This window comes from Desulfonatronovibrio magnus, assembly GCF_000934755.1.
GTDB lineage: Bacteria > Desulfobacterota > Desulfovibrionia > Desulfovibrionales > Desulfonatronovibrionaceae > Desulfonatronovibrio > Desulfonatronovibrio magnus.
Genome location: NZ_JYNP01000060.1, coordinates 1 through 20,138, shown reverse-complemented (window position 1 = coordinate 20,138; position 20,138 = coordinate 1). Strand labels below are relative to the sequence as shown.

The window sequence follows — 20,138 nt, the reverse complement described above, 5'->3', positions numbered from 1 at the left end:
ACAGCAATGTGCAGGACAATAAAACTTTTAAGAGCAACTGACTGTTATCTTTTTCATCTCGAGATACATATCCCTTTTGATCATCTGCATGTCAGGCTTATTCGCTCTTAATTCGAGCCCTATACTGGTCATTTGCTGACCCTTATGACCACAAGGATTTATCAGATCAAACAACTTCAGATCACTGCAGACATTTAAAGCCAGGCCATGATACGAAACCCACCTTTTTACACCAATGCCAATGGATGCAATTTTACCTCTGTCAGTAAATACCCCTGAATGATCAGGCTGACGGAACGAGGTGATGTCGTATTTTTTCAATGTATTTATCACAGCATGCTCAAGAGAATGAAAAAAGCAGCGTATTCCACCCGCTATTTTGGGAAGAGGTGTTACTGGGTACACCACAAGCTGTCCGGGGAAATGACAGGTAATGTCACCGCCTCTTGAAGATTTAATCAGTTCAACCCCAAGAGCATGCAGTCTTTTTTTTTCAATTAAAAGATGGTTCAGTGAACTGTTGCGCCCCATGGTTATAACCGGGGGATGCTCAAGAAAAAAAACAATGGACTTGCCTGTAGTACGAACCTCATCAACAGCCTGCAGCTGAAGCTTTAAAGCTTGGTCATAACTGATCAGACCCAGGTCAATGTATTTCATTTTCAGAGTTAATGTACTTCTTTGGGATAAGCGAACATCATATGACGGATGAATTCCTTTTCAAGATATCCCGGCTTATCAGCCATACTTAAATTCCTGACCATTCCCTGCAATTTTTGATTTGCGGTTCTCAAGTCATCTCTTGATGCCATAAGCAGTGCCCCTTGCAGGGAAGTATTGCCCAGGCCTTTTATTTTATGAGCTGCCCCTTTGGGAAAAAAGCCCAGTGTTTCCAGATCTGCAGCTTTGGTATGGGTGCCCAGAGCACCTGCAATATAAATTACTTTGAGATTTTCTGGCAAAAGACCTGCACTGGCACACAGAAAGGCCAGACCTGCAGTAAAGGCAGCCTTTACCTTTAAAATTTCTTCCACCGCGTGCCCGTCAAGAAAAAACTCTGCTCCCAGCCTGAGACGCCCGTCTTTTATGGATATGCCTAATTTTTTGCAAAGAGGAGACAGATCACTTGCAAAGTGGCCGGATTCATTCAGGAGTACCAGCCTGATTAAATGGCTCAAAAGAGAGATGTATCCACTGCCTGATAGCCTGCTGCCATCCCAGTGTGTTTCCGGCTCAAGTCCCTTACCGGTAAGAACAAATCCCGGACAAACCCCTGGAGAGTATGGGCTTCCAAACCGCAGCCCTACCCCTTCCAGGGCAGGCCCAAGGGCAACGCTTGTGCTGAAAAACTCACGCTGGGACAACGCCAGCACAAGTTCGCCGTTGGTACCAAAGTCTGCCAGCACAAAGGGATAGACAGGATTTTTTTTCTCAAGAATGTAAGTCAGTCCAGCGCTTATATCTGCCCCGACAAATGGAGAAAAAATACTTGGAATATATACTTTTGCACCATTATTTTCAAGCTGTTCGGTGCAGGACCCTGAATAATCGAGAGTATATGGCGAGACTGAAAGCCCTGAAATATTGAAGGACATTAATGTATAGATCATGGCAGGATTTCCAGTAAGGCAGATCCTGTCCCGTGCAGGATCCGACTCTGTAATTATCTTCATCACTTCATTTCTTAAAACTTTACTGAGGTAGTCAGCGTTTGAAGCACTGGAACCTGCAAAAGACAGTCTGGACATGATATCCGAACCAGATCCCATCTGAGGATTTACGCATTGACCAATACTCTGAACACCATCATCATGCAGCGCAGCCCATTTTAAGGCAGTTGTCCCTATATCAATCCCCAGAGCACCTACCCTGGCTTTTGAAGACAAAATAACCTGGCAGAGCTTTGGTTTGCCAAAAAACTCAATCTCATCACCGGATGCCGGGAAATGCACACAACCAAGCCGATATCCCTGCCTTAATTTCGTTGTTGTAAAGTAATTCAGATCTTTATTTGCAGGCACAGGAGGGGTATTTACATAGCGCACTGTGCATTGACCGCACATACCAACACCAGCACACAGTGAGATTCCCTGCAGCATGCCGCTCAGATATAGATTCTGAATAATTGTCTGAACAGGATCAGCAGAAATTTCATATTGCCTTCCTGCAATTAATACAGATAGATTTGACATGAGATTACATAAGTTATCACGGCCAGCAAGTTGACCACCTGACTGTCTGAACTTGTATAAATAAAAATCAATTTACTCAGAGTTCTAAGCTTGTGATGCCAGGTGGTTTTTGAGGCAACTTAAAAGGCTTGTTGAGCATGTAAATAATGTTCTGCGGCGATGTTTGATAATATAAAAATTACGTTTAATTTCTAAGCTGCTGAGTTCAATTTTTTCCATAAGACCTGCTTCAATGTAACTTTGAACAGCAAGTTTGGAAGTTACGCCAAGCCCGGCACCCGCCAGAATACAGCGAACCAGGGCTTCAGTAGAATGAACAAGGGTTGTTACATTGATATCTTTTACTGAAGTATTCATATCCAGCAGGGCATGTTCAAAGGCTTGTCTGGTACCGGATCCCTTTTCCCTGAGAACCCAGGGCAACCCGGCAAAATATTGCATATCTGTAAGTCGGGAGTAATCTATTTCAAATGAAGTACTCTTAACAAGGTAAAGTTTGTCCTTAGTTAGCAGCTCATGCTCAAGGTCAAAATGGTCTACAAAGCCACCGACTATTCCGAAATCAAGATCTCCATCAAGGACCTTTCTGCATATACTTATGGAGTCACCAATTCTCAAATCTACTTGCACCTTTGAATATTGACGTCTGTAGCTTGCTATAACATCGGGCAACAAATAGGTTGATGGAATGGTGCTTCCTCCAATGACAACAACGCCCTGAACCTCGTTTACAAGGTCCTGGACATCAGATTTTGTCTGTTCCAGAGTTTTAAAAATCTTACTGACACCTGAGTACAATATCTGGCCAGCCTGAGTTGGAAGTACCTTTCTGCCAATACGATCAAAAAGTTTGATACCCAGTTCTGTTTCTAAGCTTGAGACATGAGTACTTACAGTTGGCTGAGATAGATATAGCTCCTGGGCGGCTTTGGAAAAGCTCTGTAATTCATATACACTGGCAAATGCTTGTAGTTTTCTAAAATCCATAGATATTTTTTAACTTATTATTAATTAACGAGTAATAAGGTCCTCAACCGGGAGGCCTGGACGTAAGCTGTGAGTAACTGCCTTTAAAGTGGAGCCTGCATCCTGCAGGCTATTTAATTCCAGGCGGCTGGAAGCCGCCTCCACATTGAAGAACAGTCCCGTATTTGGACATTGGGACAGTCCCCGCGAGGTACTATTAAAAAGATTGATACTGCATTGGTTTCTGGTAGAGATTTGATTCAAAGGAAAAATTTACACAGCGAGGGACAGTCCCCCTCCGGGCTGTAAGCCACCGGGCAGGAGGCTGTGCCAGGCGTAAAGCTCTCATCTTTGACGGAACTTATCTGGCAAATGTGCATCAATCAAAGCAAAAATCGCAAAAACATGAAAAATATAACCATCTGATTTTATTAGAAAAACGACCATAGCTACTTGTAAGCTCTTCACTCGGGGGGGCCGGGACCGAACCTATGAGTAACTTGAAATATCCTCAACGCGTTAGAGATTGCCGCGCTCGAAGACTCGCTCGCAATGACACCTGAGCTGGCAGGGTTGTGGTTGCTGAAAACCTGTCACCCACGAAGGAGCCTAAGCGACCGAAGCAATATGTATGACAGAATCATAATACTTTGAATTTATAACATATACGATTGTAGTTACTTAGAAGCTCCTCACCCGGGCGGACCGGGACCGAACTTGTGAGTAACTTTACGAGTCTGTCACTTTTCTGAAAATTGGGACAGTCCCCGCGAGGTGCTACAAACAAGACTGATGCTGCATTGGTTCCTGGTAGAAATTGATTTAATGATAAAATTTACACAGCGAGGGACAGTCCCTGTGCCAGGCGCAAAGCTCCCATCTTTGACGGAAATTTTCTGGCAAATGTTCATCAATCAAAGCAAAAATCGCAAAAACATGAAAAATATAATCTTTTGATTTTATTAGATATACGATTGTAGTTACTTAGAAGCTCCTCACCCGGGCGGACCGGGACCAAACGTGTGAGTAACTTTACGAGTCTGTCACTTTTCTGAAAATTGGGACAGTCCCCGCGAGGTGCTACAAACAAGACTGATGCTGCATTGGTTCCTGGTAGAAATTGATTTAATGATAAAATTTACACAGCGAGGGACAGTCCCTGTGCCAGGCTCAAAGTTCCCATCTTTGACGGAAATTTTCTGGCAAATGTTCATGTATCATAGGCAAAAATCGTAAAAATGTGAAAACTGTAACCGTCTGATTTTATTGGCAAAACGACTCCAGTTACTTGTAAGCGTTTCTCCATGTGGCCGATATGCAAATAGAAAGAATAGACAATATCAATAATTAAAAACATAAAAAAAGGGAAGTTAATATCCTTCCCTTTTTAAAGATTTATTATCAAAAATTATATTTTTTTCTCAGTTTCTTCGCTGTCTTGAGTTTTTGGTTCTTCCTGTTCACCAGTTAGTGTATCCTGAGGTTTGTCACTTTCCTGCTCATTATCAGAACTTTCTTCAGATTCCTGCGTCTTAAGTTCTTCAGGCTGAGAAGATTCCTGAAGATCTTGTTCAGTTGCAGACTGTGATGGTTCTGTTTGAGGGTCAGTCGCAGGTTCTGGTACGGAAGCATCGGATGCGGGAGCTTCAGATGCTGCAGGTTCACTTTCTTGCGAATCTTTAGCCACTGGAGCTGGTATTTGCTTTGTTGATTGAACAGATTCTTTCTGCTCAGTCTCAGGGTAGGCAAACTCAATTACTGCCATGCTTGCACTGTCACCTACTCTTGGTGTAGCAAATTTGACTACTCTGGTATATCCTCCGCCAGCATGGGAAAATTTAGGGCCAATTTCATCAAAAAGGCGCTTAACTAAACTGTGATTTCCCAGGACTTTATAAGCTTGCCGTCTGGAGCTCAGATCATTTCGGATAGCAAGTGTAATCAACTTGTCAACTATTTTAGAAAGTTCTTTTGCCTTGGGGAAAGTAGTCTTAATTTTCTCATGGGTAATAAGTGATTTAGCCATATTTCTAAACATGGCCTTTCTATGCTCCCAGGTACGCCCGAGTTTTTTTCCTGATTTTCTATGTCTCATCGTCCTCTTTCCTTTTTTGCCATTCTTGGTATTTTTCCTCGAAATTATCTACAGGCGTTTCAAAACTAAGTCCCATATTCTCTAAAACTCGTCGTATATCTTCTAAGGATTTACGCCCAAAATTTTTGGTCTTTAAAAGATCATGCTCGGACTTCTGGACAAGTTCGCCAACCAGCTTTATTCCTGCGTTTCGCAGACAGTTACTGGCTCTTACTGGTAACTCAAGCTCTTCAATGGTTTTAAATAGTTGAGGATCAATTTCATCGCCACTGGTTGGCTTGGGTATGGTAATAGGATCTATTTCTTTTTCATCAAAGTTGATAAAAACTGAAAGCTGATCTTTCAAAATTTTCGCACTGTAGGAAAGTGAATCTTCAGGACGCACTGATCCATCAGTCCATATCTCAAGTATCAGTTTGTCATAGTTGGTCATCTGCCCAACTCTTGCTTGCTCAACAGTATAAGCAACTTTTTTTACCGGAGAAAATGAAGCATCCAGATTGATAACTCCAATTTCATCACCTATATTTTCGTGCATATCTGCTGTAACATAGCCCTTACCCATCCGCACTTCGAGATCAATCTGCAGATCAATGTCCTGAGTCATGGTTGCTATATGCTGCTCTGTATTAAGTACAGACACATTTTGATTGCCAGCAATAGCTGAAGCTGTTACATTGCCTTTTTCATTGGCTATCAGTTTAAGCTTCTGTGGTTCATCCCTGGTCATTATGAAGCGGACTTGTTTCAAATTAAGTACTATATCCGTTACGTCTTCTACAATACCCTCTATGGTAGTGAATTCATGCTGCGCGTTCTGAATCTTTACAGCGACTATGGCTGCACCCTGCAAAGAGGAAAGAAGCACCCTGCGCAAAGCATTGCCCAGTGTTGTGCCGAATCCCCTTTCTAAGGGTTCACAAACAAACTTACCATACTTTTCAGTTGACTTATTGTCTTTAATCAACTGGTCAGGCTTTTCCAGTGTTGCCCAGTTGCGAGTATTTATAAGTTTGTCACCTGATCTTATAATCATTTCAGCACCCTTGTTATTTACTTGAGAACTTTAAAAATCAATATGAATTCTCTCGTAATGTTGAGCAGATTTAAGCATCCTGACAACTAAAACTCATCCTGTCATTCTAAAGTAATTTAATTTTTCGACATTATCATTCATTGATAAGATTTCTAACTTTAAAATGAATGATTCAAAATTTATTTAGAGTAAAGCTCAACGATAAGTTGTTCATTGATGGGGAAAGTGATGTCATCACGTACAGGAGTTGCCTTGATTGTTCCCTTAAGTTCGTTTCCATCCACATCAACCCATCCAGGTGCTCCTCTGCGTGCCAGAACATCCTGGGCTTCCTGAAATAGCAGCATTTTCTTACTTTTCTCAAGAACACTGACAACATCACCCTCTTTGACTATATAGGAGGGGATATTTACGCGACGTCCATTAACTGCTATGTGATTATGTCTTACCAGTTGTCGAGCCTGTATTCTGGAGTTAGCAAAACCAAGACGATAAACAACATTATCAAGCCTTTTTTCTAATAATATCAGAAGGTTTTCTCCAGTTGCACCTTTTCGTGAGTCGGCTATGTCAAAGTATTTGCGAAACTGTCCTTCAAGCAGACCATACATTCTTCTGACTTTTTGCTTCTCTCTAAGCTGTATGGCATAGTCGCTATGTTTTTTTCGTGCTCTTCCATGTTCACCAGGAGGATAAGCACGTCTTTCATACGCGCATTTATCAGTGTAGCATCGATCGCCCTTGAGAAAAAGTTTGGTCCCCTCTCTTCGGCATATTCTGCATTTAGATTCTGTATATCTGGCCAATTTATACCTCCTGATTAAACTCTACGTCTTTTGGGGGGACGACATCCGTTATGAGGAATGGGTGTAATATCACGGATAAAATTTACTTTGAACCCGGCAATATTTATAGCACGCATAGCCGATTCTCTGCCGGATCCTGGTCCCTTTATAAGTATCCCTACTGTTTTCATGCCGTTATCCTGGGCAAGGCGAGCAGCTGTTTCTGCTGCCTTTTGGGCAGCAAAAGGTGTACCTTTACGCGATCCTTTAAAGCCGGACATGCCCGAGCTGGCCCAGCTGACTACGTTGCCGCTCATGTCTGTAATAGTGATCATTGTATTATTAAAGGTAGCGTTGATATGCACTATTCCAGTGGGAATATTCTTTTTCTCTTTTTTCTTTTTGGTTCTCTTAGGCTTTGCCATCTAAGTAACTCCGGTACTATTTCTTTTTCTTAATGGTTGTTCGTCTGGGACCTTTTCTTGTACGCGCGTTTGTGTGAGTACGCTGGCCTCTTGCTGGCAATGAACGTCTATGCCTTAAACCTCTGTAACAGCCTATATCCATAAGCCTCTTAATATTTGCTGTTATTTCCCTGCGCAAATCACCTTCAACCTTGTAAGTATTCTCCAGCTCATTTCGAATGGTATTTACTTCTTCTGGTGAAAGATCATCGGTCTTTTTGGTCCAGTCTACACCCGTCTTATCGAGAACCTTCAGGGCTGTACTCCTGCCTATTCCGTAGATATAGGTCAAAGCGATGCCGATCTTTTTCCTTTTTGGTAAATCAACTCCAGCTATTCGTGCCATTTTTCCCCCGGTTAACTATCCTTGTCTCTGCTTATGACGAGGATTTTCACAGATTATTCTCAATACTCCATTGCGCCTGATGATCTTGCATTTAGCGCACATTTTTTTTACAGATGGTCTTACCTTCATGACATCTATCTCCCAAATTCCTGTTTTGAAACGCTCAAAATTTCCGGTCCGTCGCTCGTGATTGCCACACTATGTTCGTAGTGAGCTGAAAGACTGTTGTCTTTGGTTTTGGCTGTCCACCTATCAGGCATTATCACAACTTCGTCACTTCCAAGTGAAAGCATTGGCTCTATGGCAATGACCATTCCTTTTTTCAAAATAACTCTGTTAGTCTTTTTAGGGACAAAGTTAGGGATTTCAGGTTTTTCATGTAAACTCGCGCCAATACCATGACCTACAAACCTTTTAATTATTCCACATTCATTGGCTTCAGCATGTGCCTGGATTGCTGCAGATATTTCATACAAATTGTTGCCAGGAACAGCCTTTTCAATACCTTTGTATAATGCTGATCGTGTAGTTGCCATAACTTTGCGGGCATCCTGGCTTACAGTTCCTACTGCAAACGTTCTTGCAGAATCGCCAAAAAAACCTTTGAACTGGACTCCCATATCTATACTAAGTATATCGCCATCTTTAAGTTTGGTGTGGTCTGGGAAGCCATGAACAATAACATCATTTAGAGAACAGCAAAGGGTATACGGAAAACCCTGATAACCCTTGAAAGCAGGAATAACTTTAAACTGCCTGCACAAATCATTGGCTAACTCTTCAAGATCCATTGTTGTAATGCCTGGCTCAATTTTTTCTTCGATTCGGTCCAGAACATATGAGACTATGGCATTTGCCTCTCTGAGCAAGCCAATTTCGTAATCATTCTTAATAAATATTCCGCGAAGCTTCTTCAAAAACTATCTTCTACCTTTAATTCTTGTCTTAGTCATCAAGCCCTCATAATGGCGTGAAATCAGGTGTGACTGAAATTGAGCCATGGTGTCCATGGCTACAGCCACAACAATTAGCAGGGCTGTACCTCCGTAGTAAAAAGGTACGTTAAATTCTCTAATCATGAACACAGGCAAGACACATACCAGTGACATGTAAATCGCACCAGAGAACGTAAGTCTGGAAAGTACACGATCAATATATTCTTTGGTCTTTAAACCAGGCCTGATCCCTGGGATAAAGCCGCCCTGCTTTTTGAGATTTTCAGCAATATCTTTAGGGTCAAAAATTATAGCTGTATAGAAAAAGCAGAAAAATACAATCAGGGCAACAAAGAATATATTATAAACTAATGAATCAGGCATCAAATTGTTGGATACTACATTTAACCAGTCAGCCTGTGAAAAGCTGGCTATGGTTGCCGGGAACATTAATATTGATGACGCAAAAATTGCTGGAATAACTCCGGCAGTATTCAATTTTAGAGGCAGGTGACTGGTTTGTCCTCCATACATTTTGCGACCCATCATACGTTTGGCATAGTGTATGGGAAGTCGCCTTTGAGCCCTTTCGACATATACAATGGCAAGCAATACTCCAACTATTATTGCAAGAATAAACAGCGCAACAAACAGTGTAACTTCACCTGCTGATAGAAGCTGAAAAGAGTTGGACAATGCTCCTGGAAGTCCTGCTACAATTCCTGCAAATATTATGAGGGATATGCCGTTGCCAAGTCCTCTTGCAGTAATCCTCTCACCAAGCCACATAATAAAAATGGTTCCGGAGGTAAGGGTCATTATAGTCGTAAGCCTGAATCCCCAGCCGGCTTCCATTACTATCGATGCTCCTGCTGGACTGGTCATATTTTCAAGACCTATGGATATACCCATTCCCTGCACAACAGTAATCATAACCGTGCCATATCTTGTCCATTGGGTAATCTTTTTTCTGCCAGCCTCTCCTTCTTCCTTTTTCCACTTGGAAAGTGTAGGACTTACCACCGTTAAAAGCTGCATTATAATAGATGCTGAAATGTAAGGCATTATACCCAATGCAAAAATGGAGAAATTCTTCAGACCTCCGCCAGCAAACATATCAAACAGCCCAAACAGGGTATTTTGTGCAGTGGCGAAAAAATCAGATAGAGCTTCTCCGTCAACTCCAGGTAAGGGAATATGTACGCCTATCCTGTATACAGCCAGCAATAAAAAAGTAAACAGTACCTTATTGCGTAACTCTTTAAGTCCTGACTCTCCAGCTTTAGTTTGCTTTGCCACTTACCTAACCTTCTAAAGAAATTGCTTTTCCGCCGGCTTTAATAATCTTATCCAAAGCGGATTTACTGAATTTATGTGCAGTAACTGTAATTGCATTGTTCAAATCACCGTCTGCAAGCACTTTGACTGGATAGTTCTTAGGACATAATCCTGAAGTATAAAAATCTTCTATGGTTACTTCCTGACTATCAGAAAACTGTTGCACAATCTGCTTTAGATTGACCGGAGTATATTTGACCTGAAAAGGATTTTTAAAACCTCTTTTAGGGAGTCTTCTCTGTAAAGGCATTTGTCCGCCTTCAAAGCCTGCAGGTATGCTTGCACCTGCTCGCGATCTTTGGCCTTTGTGTCCCTTTCCTGATGTTTTCCCGAGACCACTTCCTGGTCCTCTACCAAGCCTTTTGCGCTCACGAGTCTCCTCGGCAAAAGGTTGTAAATCATGTATGTTCATTATTTTATCACCTCGACAAATTTACTGACTTTTCGGACCATGCCTTCTATGCATTTATTGTCAGGAGCCTCAATGGTCTGATGCAATTTCCTAAGGCCAAGTGCACGTAATGTTTTTTTCTGATCCGGCTTAAGGCCGATGTAGCTTTTAATAAGTTTGACTTTCATTGAGTTCTCTCCTGCCGGATAAAATTCGGGTTATTTTACTTCAGCATATTCAACAGTCTTACCACGCAGTCGGGAAACTGTTTCAGGATTGGTCATATTTTTCAGGCCCTGAATTGTAGCCTTGATGACATTATGTGGATTATTGGTGCCGATTGCTTTTGTTAGCACATTTTTAACACCAATGGCTTCCATGGCTGCCCTTACAGGTCCCCCGGCTATTATGCCTGTACCAGCCCCAGCGGGTTTTAAAAGCACTCTGGCAGCACCATAAGCTCCTGTAACCTGAAATGGAAGTGTTGAACCTGCAACTGCAACGGTAACCATATTTTTCTTTGCTTTATCTGTAGCTTTTCTGATGGCATCAGGTACCTGGTTGGCCTTTCCAAGCCCATAACCAAGTGAGCCCTTACCATCTCCAACAACAACCAGAGCACTAAAGCGGAACCTTCTTCCACCTTTTACAACTTTTGCAACCCGGTTCAGATGAACAATTTTTTCTACAAGCTCCAAGTCATTCTGCTGCATTTAATACCTCTTAGAATTTTAAACCCATTTCTCTGGCACCATCTGCCAATGCTTTTACACGTCCGTGATAATAATAACCGTTTCGGTCAAAGACTACTGTCTCTACGTTTTGGCCTCTGGCCTTTTCAGCAATTGTTTTGCCGACATTTTTGGCAGTCTCAATGGTCAATCGGTTATCTCCTTCAAGTTCCATTGAAGAAGATGAGGCGATGGTATGGGCTTTTTCATCATCAATCAGCTGCGCATATATATGTTTATTGGACCTGAATACCACCAATCTCGGTCTTGCCTGTGTTCCGCTGATTTTTTTTCTGATGCGGATTTTTCTCTTGGCTCTGGATTGTTTCTTTGAAATATTCATTTATTCACCCGCTATTTGCCACCGGATTTGCCGGCTTTGCGTCTGATCTGTTCGTTTTCATATTTGATGCCTTTGCCTTTATAAGGTTCTGGTGGCCGTACTCGTCTGATAACAGCAGCAAGTTCGCCGACTCCCTGTTTGTCAATCCCGCTGAGTGTTATCTTGCTCTTTTCTATTTTGGCATCAATTCCCTTGGGAAGATCAATCTTGACCGGATGAGAATAGCCGACATTGAGCACAATAGTTTTGCCCTGCAGATCAACCTTATAGCCGACACCAAGCACCTCCAGAGTTTTTTCAAATCCCTTGTGAACACCGATAACTGCATTATTCAGAAGAGTTCTGCGCAGACCGTACTGTTCTCTGGCAATTCTACTGTTATCAACTCTTTCAAGCTGGATAGTATCATTTTCATAATTGACCTCAATTTTTGGATGAACTGCTACCGTCAATTCTCCTTTGGGTCCTTTTACCTTAATTGCATCTTTAGCAATCTTGATTTCTACACCCTGAGGTACTTTAATTGGTTCTTTTCCTATGCGTGACATATCTTACCTACCATATTTCACAGATGAGCTCACCGCCCACATTTTGTTTACGGGCTTCGCTGCCTTCAAGAATTCCCTTTGATGTTGATACTATACAGATTCCCAGACCATTACGAACTGCTGGAATTTCAGACGCTGGTACATACACTCTGCGCCCTGGCTTGCTGATTTTTTTTATGCCTCTTACTACAGGTTTTGTATCAACATATTTTAAGTCAATTACTATCTCTTTGTCCTGCACAGCGTAATTGGTAATAAAGCCTTCACTGGCAAGTATCTCTACAATAGATGACTTGATCTTGCTGACAGGTATATGGACTTTTTTATGTAACGCCATATGGCTGTTGCGTATTCTGGTTAACATATCCGCTATGGGATCTACTACTGGCATTGTTTTTTCCTCTCTGACTACCAACTGGATTTTCGGACGCCTGGAAGTTCACCAGCCAGGGACATATTACGAAAACAGATTCTACATATTCCGAACTTACGCATGTAAGCGCGAGGACGACCGCATATGGGACATCTATTGTACCTGCGGGATGAAAACTTTTGTTTGCGCTTTGATTTTACCATTAATGATGTTCTGGTCAAAACGATTCTCCTTACTTTTTAAAGGGCATGCCCAGCATGGTCAGCAGGGTTTTGCCTTCCTTATCGGTTTGAGCGGATGTTACCATGGTTATATTCATACCTTTAGCACGTTCTATTTTATCAAGATTGATTTCAGGAAATATGGTATGTTCTTTAATTCCCATAGTAAAGTTACCCCTTCCATCAAAGCCGCGATCAGGTACCCCGCGAAAATCTCGTACACGCGGCAAGGCAACGTTCAGCAACTTATCGAGAAAAGACCACATTCTGCTCCTTCTCAAGGTAACTGTACACCCTACCGGCATTCCTTCTCGCAGTTTAAACGCTGCTATTGACTTTTTTGCCCTTGTAATTACAGCCTTCTGACCTGCAATAAGAGTAAGTTCATTCATGGCATCCTGGATAAGCTTGTTATTCTGGCTACCTTCTCCAAGTCCCATATTCAAATGAACCTTTTTTACTACAGGTATCTGCATCGTTGATTTGTAGCTAAACTCTTTATGAAGCTTGGGAGATATATCTTCACGGAATAATTTTTCCAACCTGATCATTTTGTCAACCTCATTAGAAGTTTTCGTCGCACTTTTTGCAATAACGCATTTTTTTACCGTCTTCTGTATATCTGTATCCTATTTTGGTAGGCAGAGTACAGGCATCACATACTACTTTTACATTAGAAATATCTATGGGACTTTCATTGTCCTTAATTCCGCCCTGCTCATTTTTGTATGGATTGGGCTTAACGTGCTTTTTTACTTTATTCAGCCCTTCAACAAGTACCTTGTTTTTGGATTTCAATATTTTCAAGACTTTTCCGACCTTGGTTTTATCCTTGCCGGAAATAATCATTACTTTATCATTATTTCGTATTTTCATAACTATCTCCTTAGAGCACCTCAGGAGCAAGTGAAACAATCTTCATGAAGTTTTTGGCTCGTAACTCTCTCGCAACAGGGCCAAATATTCTTGTTCCGATGGGCTCCATACTTTTGTTTAAAAGTACAGCTGAGTTATTGTCAAAGCGTATGTGCGATCCATCGGGTCTTCCAATTTCTTTTTTGGTTCTGACTATGACAGCTTTATAAACTTCACCCTTTTTAACTTTGGCGTGTGGCATGGCATCCTTGACAGATATAACAATTATATCTCCAATAGACGCATATCGACGTTTACTTCCGCCAAGTACCTTGACACACCCAACTTTCTTAGCCCCGGAATTGTCGGCGACATCTAATATTGTTTGTACCTGAATCATTTATTTTACCCTTAGACTGCCTTTTCAATTACTTTGTTAAGGTGCCATTTTTTTCTGGCGCTAATTGGACGGTGTTCAATTATCTGAACTTTATCACCTATAGAGCATTGGTTCTCTGGATCATGGGCCATAAATTTTTTCTTGCGTTTGATATATTTTTTCAGGTGAGGGTGTTTGATAAGCGTCTCAACAGTTACTACAATTGTTTTTTCACACTTATCGCTCACCACAAAACCAACAAGTTTTCTTTTATTACCAAGTTGTTTAGAGCTAGTTTCCATGGCCTGTACCTTCATTCTTTTCTCTGATAATCGTTTGGATTCGTGCTATAGTCTTACGAACCTGAGACAGCCTCTGTGTATTTTCAAGCTGGGCTGTTGCATGTTGAAACCTGAGGTTAAAAAGCTCACGGTTAAAGTCGTGCAGTTTTTCCTGCCGTTCTGATGCTGATAGTTCTCTGATATCCTGGGGCTTCATATTACCACTCCTTCTCAACAATCACTGTTTTGACAGGTAATTTATATGAAGCTCTTTTTAATGCCTCTTTGGCTAGTTCAATGCTGACTCCACGTATTTCATAGAGCATCCTGCCAGGTTTGACCGGAGCACACCAGCCGACTGGTGAGCCCTTTCCTTTACCTTGTCTAGTCTCAGCAGGCTTGGCAGTAATGGGTTTATCCGGAAAAATTCTGATATATACTTTACCACCTCGTTTTATGTGCCTCATCATTGCTATACGAGCAGATTCTATCTGTTGATTAGTAATCTTACCCGGTTCTACTGCTTTCAGGCCGATATCACCAAAGCTGATCTCTGAACCTTTTTGAGCTTTGCCTTTTATTCGGCCTTTGTGCTGCTTTCTGAATTTTACTTTTTTTGGGCTAAGCATTTTTATTTCACCTCGTTGAGTATATCGCCTTTATAGATCCAGACTTTAACTCCGATAATACCATAAGTGGTCTTGGCAGTGGCGTAGCCATAATCAATATCAGCCCGCAGCGTATGCAAGGGCACCCTGCCTTCACGTTGCCACTCAGTTCTGGCTATCTCAGCACCACCAAGTCTTCCAGCACAGGATATTTTTATTCCTTGTGCTCCAAACTTTATGGAAAGACTGATGGATCTCTTCATTGCTCTTCTGAATGCTACTCTTCGTTCCAGTTGTAGTGCAATGTTTTCAGCAACCAGTTGTGCGTCAGTTTCAGGGCGACGAACCTCATTTACTTCGAGAGTAAAATCGCTGCCAAATTTATTTTTGAGATCACTTTTGAGTTTTTCAATCTCAACACCTTTACGCCCGATTACTATACCCGGCCTTGATGTGAGAATTTTCAAAGTAATGTTGCCTGCAGCTCTCTCAATTTCAACTCTGGAAATACCTGCATGATAAAGCCTGGACTTTACATAATCGCGAATCTTTTTATCTTCGTATACGTATGTGGCATAATTGGAACTGCTGAACCATCTGGAAAGCCAGTTCTTATTGTAACCTACGCGAAATCCATATGGATGTACCTTCTGACCCAAGACGCTTACCTCCTATAGCTCATCAACTATTACTGTAATATGACTGGTTCTTTTAAGAATTCTGTTGGCCCTGCCCATAGCTCTGGGCTTAATTCTTTTCCATGTAGGGCCTTCATCAATCCGGACCTGCTTGACGTACAAGTTGTCTATATCCAAGCTGTAATTCTGTTCTGCGTTGGCAAGAGCTGAATGTAACACCTTACTTATAATTCCAGCAGCCTTCTTGGGAGTAAATTTGAGAATATTGAGTGCATTTTCTATGTGTTCACCCTGAATATTGGCAGCAACCAGTCGGGCTTTTCGGGGCGATATTCTAATGTGTCTCGCTATAGCTTTAGTTTCCATAAGATTTCTCGGGTTAGTTATTTGCGTTTAGCCTGACTTTTACGGTCTCCGGCGTGAGTATAAAAAGTTCTTGTGGGAGCAAACTCTCCAAGTTTATGACCAACCATATTTTCAGTGGCAAAAACTGGTATAAATTTTCTTCCGTTGTGCACAGCAAAAGTCAGTCCAACCATCTCTGGAATAATTGTTGAACGTCTGGACCAGGTTTTTATAACTTTTCTACTTCTCTGATCATTGGCAACCTGGACTTTTTTCAGAAGATGATCGTCTACAAATGGACCTTTTTTTACTGATCTAGGCATGGTATCTCCTGTTTATTTTGTTCTCTTCTTGATAATCAAACGGTTGGATGCTTTAGTCCTGCTTCTGGTTTTATAACCTTTGGCAGGCATTCCCCATGGTGAGCAGGGATGTCTGCCTCCTGAGCTTTTTCCTTCACCGCCACCAAGAGGATGATCTATTGGATTCATGGCCACGCCTCTGACCTTTGGTCTCCTGCCAAGCCATCTGTTGCGTCCTGCTTTACCGAGTGAAATATTCTCATGCTCAACATTACCAACCTGACCTATTGAAGCTACATTTGCGGACAATACGTTTCTCACTTCACCGGACGGCAACTTTACCAGAGCATACTTTCCTTCCTTGGCAACAAGCTGAGCATAGGTTCCTGCTGATCTTGCCATTTGACCTCCCCTTCCAGGAGTCAATTCAATATTATGAATGACTGTGCCTATAGGAATGCTCTTAAGAGGCAATGCATTACCAGGCTGGATATCAACTTTTTCGCCTGACTGAACTACCGAGCCAACCTTTAAACCCACTGGACAGAGAATATATCTCTTTTCGCCATCAGCATATGAGAGTAATGCTATGCGCGCACTTCTATTGGGGTCATACTCTATAGAAACAACTTTGGCTGGTACTCCCGGCTTGTTTCTTTTGAAATCAATTATTCTGTATCGACGTTTACTGCCACCACCACGCCTGCGTGACGTAATTCTTCCGTAGGAATTTCTGCCACTTTTTTTGGACATTCCCCTGGTAAGTGACCTTTCCGGTTCTCTGGTAGTGATCTCATTAAAGTCAGATACAGTTTGAAATCTTCTACCCGGTGATGTAGGTTTTAATTTTATGATAGCCATGATTATACCCCTTCAAAAAATTCAATTTTTTCACCGGAGGCAAGAGATACGTAAGCCTTCTTAAAACCTGACTCCTGCCCTGTTACTCTTCCAAATCTCTTTCGGGTAACAGGTCGTCTTCGGACTATATGTACGCTATCAACCTTAACATTAAACATAGACTCCACAGCTTCCTTGACCTGATACTTATTGGCATCAGGATGTACTATAAAAGCGACCTTGTTATAGAAATCTTTTATAGTCTGTGCTTTTTCAGACACTTGTGGTTTAATAAGTACTTGAGTCTTGTTCATCTAACTTAACCTTTCCTGAAGAGCGTTAACCGCCTGTTTGTCCAGCACCAGCTCTTTGTGCCGTAAAATATCATAGACGTTTATAGAGTCTTGAGTGACGACTTGAGCATCCTGAACGTTTCTTGCCGAAAGCTCGAGATTGTTATACCTTTTACCTGTAACAATCAAGGGTTTTTTTAGATTCAGGTCATTTTTTATCTGAACAAAATTTTTGGTCTTGATTTCAGACATTTCAAGATCATCAACTATCTTGAGTTTATCTTCAACCAATCGTGAAGTCAGAGCCATTTTAAGAGCAAGCTTTCGTACTTTTTTATTGAGTTTGAAAGAATAGTCTCTTGCTTGAGGACCATGAGTGATTGCTCCTCCTCTCCACAATGGAGACCTTCCTGATCCAGCTCTTGCCCTGCCGGTACCCTTTTGTCTCCAGGGCTTACGTCCTCCGCCGGTTATGGCTGCTCTGTTCTTGACCTGTGCGGTGCCGGAGCGAATTGCTGCCAGATGTGCCCTAACTGCCTGATGTAGTATCTCAGGCTTGACTCCTACAGAAAAAACTTCTTCCACCAGCTGAATATCTTCAACTTCCTGGTTATCTTTGGAGTATACTTTCGCATTAATCATTTTTATTCACCCTGATTTTTTCTGCGCAGGACAACTATTCCGTTGGTAGGTCCTGGAACCTGTCCCTTTACAATAATTACATTATCTGCAGGTCTGACAGCGACTATTTCTGAGTTTGTCAGTGTTACCCTGGCGTTGCCCATTTGTCCGGGCATTTTTTTTCCCTTGAATACTTTACCGGGATAAGCACATTGCCCTATTGCTCCAGTCGATCTGTGTACCTTTTCATGTCCATGAGAAGCAGGCAGTCCTGCAAAATTCCATCTCTTCATAGCACCAGCAAAGCCCTTGCCTTTGGATGTTGCTGTGAGGCGTACTCGATCTCCTGCCTTAAACATATCTGCAGTCAGCTCTTGACCGGGTTCATAATCATCAACACTGTCCAGAGCAAATTCTCGCAGAACACGAAAATAGCCTTTATCCTGAATGGACTGATGGCCCTTTTGGGGCTTTGTCAATTTATGACCGGGTATTGCGTCAAATCCAACCTGTATAGCATTATATCCATCTTTGTCCTTAATTTTTTTCTGGACAACAGGACATGGTCCTGCCTGGATGACAGTGACTGGAATCATTGTTCCGTCGTCGGCAAACAAACTGGTCATTCCAAGCTTTTTTCCGATAATACCTAATGTTCGTTTCATGATTTCCTACCTATAGCTTGATTTCTACATCAACTCCAGCTGGAAGGTTAAGTTTGCCTAATGAATCAACTGTCTGTTGCGTTGGCTCAAGAATGTCCAGCAATCTTTTGTGCACCCTCATTTCAAACTGTTCTCTGGATTTTTTGTCTACATGTACCGACTTGTTTACTGTGTATTTGTGAACCCTGGTGGGTAAAGGTATCGGTCCTGCAACTCCGGCACCGGTATTCTTGGCTGAATCAACAATCTCAGCTACCGCTTTATCCAGAATACGGTAATCGTATGCACGCAGCTTAATTCTGATTCTTTCACTGTTCATGGTAACCATTATATTACTCCGTAATTTCAGACACAACGCCTGCGCCCACTGTTCTGCCGCCTTCACGAATTGCAAAGCGCAGTCCTGGTTCCATGGCTATTGGCGCTATCATCTCAACATCAAATGTTGTATTGTCTCCGGGCATTATCATTTCCACACCTTCAGGCAGTGTCACTACACCGGTTACGTCGGTGGTACGGAAATAAAACTGGGGACGGTAACCACCGAAAAACGGCGTATGACGTCCACCTTCTTCCTTGCTCAGTACATATACTTCGGCCTTGAAACGACGATGAGGGGTTATGGACTTGGGCGCTGCAAGAACCTGCCCGCGTTCTACATCATCTCGCTTGATGCCCCGAAGAAGTACTCCCACATTATCACCAGCCTGACCCTGATCAAGAATCTTGCGGAACATTTCAACACCTGTGCAAACTGTCTTGGTGGTGTCTTTCATGCCCACAATCTCAACCTCTTCGCCTACCTTGATGATGCCACGCTCCACTCGGCCGGTCACTACCGTACCGCGACCGGATATGGAAAAGACATCTTCAATGGGCATCAAAAATGGCCTGTCAATGTCGCGCTCAGGCTCAGGTATAAATGTGTCGCAGGCTTCTACAAGCTCATGAATGCACTTGGCTTCTTCTGAACCGGAATCTTCTGTCTCAAGAGCCTTCAGGGCGCTGCCGTGTATTACAGGTGTATCGTCTCCGGGAAATCCATACTTTGTCAAAAGTTCGCGCACTTCAAGTTCTACCAGTTCAAGAAGTTCTGGATCATCAACAAGGTCTACCTTGTTCAGAAAAACTACAAGACTGGGAACACCTACCTGACGGGCAAGAAGGATGTGCTCTCTTGTCTGGGGCATAGGACCATCTGTGGCTGCTACCACCAGAATGGCACCGTCCATCTGTGCTGCACCTGTAATCATGTTTTTGATGTAGTCGGCGTGACCCGGGCAGTCCACATGAGCGTAGTGACGATTGTCGGACTCGTACTCTACGTGAGCAGTTGCTATGGTGATGCCTCGTTCCTTTTCTTCAGGGGCCTTGTCAATCTGATCAAAAGCTACAAAACTGCCTCCGCCCTTCATGCTCAAAACCTTAGTTATGGCTGCTGTCAGGGTGGTTTTACCATGATCGATGTGGCCTACAGTGCCGATATTAACATGCGGTTTTTTCCGCTCAAATTTTGCCTTTCCCATCTCTTCCCCCTGTTAACTTTT

At 42.4% G+C, this 20,138-nt stretch carries 33 protein-coding genes; all 33 read right to left on the bottom strand.

Going from position 1 to position 20,138, the window contains the following annotated elements:
- Positions 1 to 27: 27 nt before the first annotated feature.
- The 33 genes from lipB to tuf all read right to left on the bottom strand — a co-directional run bounded on the left by lipB (position 28) and on the right by tuf (position 20,117).
- The gene (gene lipB / locus LZ23_RS07720) at positions 28 to 660 is read right to left on the bottom strand and encodes a lipoyl(octanoyl) transferase LipB (RefSeq protein ID WP_045213021.1); all 633 of its coding nucleotides are present in this window, start codon (positions 658 to 660) and stop codon (positions 28 to 30) included.
- A gap of 8 nt (positions 661 to 668) precedes the next feature.
- A complete protein-coding gene (locus LZ23_RS07715) occupies positions 669 to 2,192 on the bottom strand; it encodes an ASKHA domain-containing protein (RefSeq protein WP_045213019.1) in 1,524 nt (507 codons plus the stop codon).
- An 84-nt stretch (positions 2,193 to 2,276) separates the two neighbouring features.
- A complete protein-coding gene (locus LZ23_RS07710) occupies positions 2,277 to 3,179 on the bottom strand; it encodes a selenium metabolism-associated LysR family transcriptional regulator (RefSeq protein WP_045213018.1) in 903 nt (300 codons plus the stop codon).
- Positions 3,180 to 4,566: 1,387 nt separating this feature from the next.
- Positions 4,567 to 5,253, bottom strand: coding sequence for a 50S ribosomal protein L17 (gene rplQ, locus LZ23_RS07705; protein WP_084590944.1), 687 nt, complete (start codon positions 5,251 to 5,253; stop codon positions 4,567 to 4,569).
- Entirely contained in the window at positions 5,243 to 6,289 is a 1,047-nt protein-coding gene (locus tag LZ23_RS07700) for a DNA-directed RNA polymerase subunit alpha (RefSeq protein WP_045213016.1), read from the bottom strand. The genes rplQ and LZ23_RS07700 overlap by 11 nt, the downstream gene beginning before the upstream one ends.
- Positions 6,290 to 6,468: 179 nt before the next feature.
- The gene (gene rpsD / locus LZ23_RS07695) at positions 6,469 to 7,095 is read right to left on the bottom strand and encodes a 30S ribosomal protein S4 (protein ID WP_045213014.1); all 627 of its coding nucleotides are present in this window, start codon (positions 7,093 to 7,095) and stop codon (positions 6,469 to 6,471) included.
- Positions 7,096 to 7,109: 14 nt separating this feature from the next.
- Positions 7,110 to 7,499, bottom strand: coding sequence for a 30S ribosomal protein S11 (gene rpsK, locus LZ23_RS07690; RefSeq protein ID WP_045213013.1), 390 nt, complete (start codon positions 7,497 to 7,499; stop codon positions 7,110 to 7,112).
- A gap of 16 nt (positions 7,500 to 7,515) precedes the next feature.
- Complete coding sequence (gene rpsM / locus LZ23_RS07685; RefSeq protein ID WP_045213011.1) at positions 7,516 to 7,884, bottom strand: 30S ribosomal protein S13; 369 nt, start codon at positions 7,882 to 7,884, stop codon at positions 7,516 to 7,518.
- 15 nt (positions 7,885 to 7,899) lie between these two features.
- A complete protein-coding gene (rpmJ, locus tag LZ23_RS23325; RefSeq protein ID WP_084590943.1) occupies positions 7,900 to 8,013 on the bottom strand; it encodes a 50S ribosomal protein L36 in 114 nt (37 codons plus the stop codon).
- A 5-nt stretch (positions 8,014 to 8,018) separates the two neighbouring features.
- Entirely contained in the window at positions 8,019 to 8,801 is a 783-nt protein-coding gene (gene map, locus LZ23_RS07680) for a type I methionyl aminopeptidase (RefSeq protein ID WP_045213009.1), read from the bottom strand.
- A 3-nt stretch (positions 8,802 to 8,804) separates the two neighbouring features.
- Positions 8,805 to 10,118, bottom strand: a complete 1,314-nt coding sequence (secY, locus tag LZ23_RS07675) for a preprotein translocase subunit SecY (RefSeq protein WP_045213008.1) — start codon at positions 10,116 to 10,118, stop codon at positions 8,805 to 8,807.
- 4 nt (positions 10,119 to 10,122) lie between these two features.
- Positions 10,123 to 10,569: a 50S ribosomal protein L15 gene (gene rplO, locus LZ23_RS07670; protein WP_045213006.1), complete on the bottom strand. Its 447-nt coding sequence runs from the start codon at positions 10,567 to 10,569 to the stop codon at positions 10,123 to 10,125.
- The gene (rpmD, locus tag LZ23_RS07665; protein WP_045213005.1) at positions 10,569 to 10,736 is read right to left on the bottom strand and encodes a 50S ribosomal protein L30; all 168 of its coding nucleotides are present in this window, start codon (positions 10,734 to 10,736) and stop codon (positions 10,569 to 10,571) included. Before rpmD ends, rplO begins: the two co-directional genes overlap by 1 nt.
- 30 nt (positions 10,737 to 10,766) lie before the next feature.
- Complete coding sequence (gene rpsE / locus LZ23_RS07660; RefSeq protein ID WP_045213003.1) at positions 10,767 to 11,261, bottom strand: 30S ribosomal protein S5; 495 nt, start codon at positions 11,259 to 11,261, stop codon at positions 10,767 to 10,769.
- Positions 11,262 to 11,271: 10 nt separating this feature from the next.
- Positions 11,272 to 11,622, bottom strand: coding sequence for a 50S ribosomal protein L18 (gene rplR / locus LZ23_RS07655; RefSeq protein WP_045213001.1), 351 nt, complete (start codon positions 11,620 to 11,622; stop codon positions 11,272 to 11,274).
- 11 nt (positions 11,623 to 11,633) lie between these two features.
- On the bottom strand, positions 11,634 to 12,170 hold the full coding sequence (gene rplF / locus LZ23_RS07650) for a 50S ribosomal protein L6 (protein WP_045213000.1): 537 nt from the start codon (positions 12,168 to 12,170) through the stop codon (positions 11,634 to 11,636).
- 7 nt (positions 12,171 to 12,177) lie between these two features.
- Positions 12,178 to 12,561, bottom strand: a complete 384-nt coding sequence (rpsH, locus tag LZ23_RS07645) for a 30S ribosomal protein S8 (protein WP_045212998.1) — start codon at positions 12,559 to 12,561, stop codon at positions 12,178 to 12,180.
- A gap of 17 nt (positions 12,562 to 12,578) precedes the next feature.
- A complete protein-coding gene (locus LZ23_RS23320) occupies positions 12,579 to 12,764 on the bottom strand; it encodes a type Z 30S ribosomal protein S14 (RefSeq protein ID WP_084590942.1) in 186 nt (61 codons plus the stop codon).
- An 11-nt stretch (positions 12,765 to 12,775) separates the two neighbouring features.
- A complete protein-coding gene (rplE, locus tag LZ23_RS07640; RefSeq protein WP_045212997.1) occupies positions 12,776 to 13,315 on the bottom strand; it encodes a 50S ribosomal protein L5 in 540 nt (179 codons plus the stop codon).
- 13 nt (positions 13,316 to 13,328) lie between these two features.
- Positions 13,329 to 13,640, bottom strand: coding sequence for a 50S ribosomal protein L24 (gene rplX / locus LZ23_RS07635; RefSeq protein ID WP_045212995.1), 312 nt, complete (start codon positions 13,638 to 13,640; stop codon positions 13,329 to 13,331).
- Between the two features lie 10 nt (positions 13,641 to 13,650).
- Positions 13,651 to 14,019: a 50S ribosomal protein L14 gene (gene rplN / locus LZ23_RS07630; RefSeq protein ID WP_045212993.1), complete on the bottom strand. Its 369-nt coding sequence runs from the start codon at positions 14,017 to 14,019 to the stop codon at positions 13,651 to 13,653.
- An 11-nt stretch (positions 14,020 to 14,030) separates the two neighbouring features.
- Positions 14,031 to 14,315: a 30S ribosomal protein S17 gene (rpsQ, locus tag LZ23_RS07625; RefSeq protein ID WP_232300436.1), complete on the bottom strand. Its 285-nt coding sequence runs from the start codon at positions 14,313 to 14,315 to the stop codon at positions 14,031 to 14,033.
- The gene (gene rpmC / locus LZ23_RS07620) at positions 14,290 to 14,496 is read right to left on the bottom strand and encodes a 50S ribosomal protein L29 (RefSeq protein ID WP_045212990.1); all 207 of its coding nucleotides are present in this window, start codon (positions 14,494 to 14,496) and stop codon (positions 14,290 to 14,292) included. Before rpmC ends, rpsQ begins: the two co-directional genes overlap by 26 nt.
- Before the next feature lies 1 nt (position 14,497).
- Complete coding sequence (rplP, locus tag LZ23_RS07615; RefSeq protein ID WP_045212988.1) at positions 14,498 to 14,908, bottom strand: 50S ribosomal protein L16; 411 nt, start codon at positions 14,906 to 14,908, stop codon at positions 14,498 to 14,500.
- A 2-nt stretch (positions 14,909 to 14,910) separates the two neighbouring features.
- Entirely contained in the window at positions 14,911 to 15,546 is a 636-nt protein-coding gene (gene rpsC, locus LZ23_RS07610; RefSeq protein WP_045212987.1) for a 30S ribosomal protein S3, read from the bottom strand.
- A gap of 12 nt (positions 15,547 to 15,558) precedes the next feature.
- The gene (gene rplV, locus LZ23_RS07605) at positions 15,559 to 15,891 is read right to left on the bottom strand and encodes a 50S ribosomal protein L22 (protein ID WP_045212985.1); all 333 of its coding nucleotides are present in this window, start codon (positions 15,889 to 15,891) and stop codon (positions 15,559 to 15,561) included.
- A gap of 17 nt (positions 15,892 to 15,908) precedes the next feature.
- Positions 15,909 to 16,193: a 30S ribosomal protein S19 gene (gene rpsS, locus LZ23_RS07600; RefSeq protein ID WP_045212983.1), complete on the bottom strand. Its 285-nt coding sequence runs from the start codon at positions 16,191 to 16,193 to the stop codon at positions 15,909 to 15,911.
- 12 nt (positions 16,194 to 16,205) lie between these two features.
- Entirely contained in the window at positions 16,206 to 17,033 is an 828-nt protein-coding gene (gene rplB / locus LZ23_RS07595) for a 50S ribosomal protein L2 (protein WP_045212981.1), read from the bottom strand.
- A 2-nt stretch (positions 17,034 to 17,035) separates the two neighbouring features.
- Entirely contained in the window at positions 17,036 to 17,326 is a 291-nt protein-coding gene (rplW, locus tag LZ23_RS07590) for a 50S ribosomal protein L23 (protein ID WP_045212980.1), read from the bottom strand.
- Positions 17,327 to 17,947 (bottom strand): 50S ribosomal protein L4, encoded by a 621-nt coding sequence (gene rplD, locus LZ23_RS07585; RefSeq protein ID WP_045212978.1) that lies wholly within the window; start codon positions 17,945 to 17,947, stop codon positions 17,327 to 17,329.
- Positions 17,948 to 17,949: 2 nt separating this feature from the next.
- Positions 17,950 to 18,591: a 50S ribosomal protein L3 gene (gene rplC / locus LZ23_RS07580; protein WP_045212976.1), complete on the bottom strand. Its 642-nt coding sequence runs from the start codon at positions 18,589 to 18,591 to the stop codon at positions 17,950 to 17,952.
- A gap of 10 nt (positions 18,592 to 18,601) precedes the next feature.
- Positions 18,602 to 18,919 (bottom strand): 30S ribosomal protein S10, encoded by a 318-nt coding sequence (rpsJ, locus tag LZ23_RS07575; protein ID WP_045212974.1) that lies wholly within the window; start codon positions 18,917 to 18,919, stop codon positions 18,602 to 18,604.
- Between the two features lie 4 nt (positions 18,920 to 18,923).
- Entirely contained in the window at positions 18,924 to 20,117 is a 1,194-nt protein-coding gene (gene tuf, locus LZ23_RS07570; protein WP_045212973.1) for an elongation factor Tu, read from the bottom strand.
- Positions 20,118 to 20,138 lie beyond the last annotated feature (21 nt).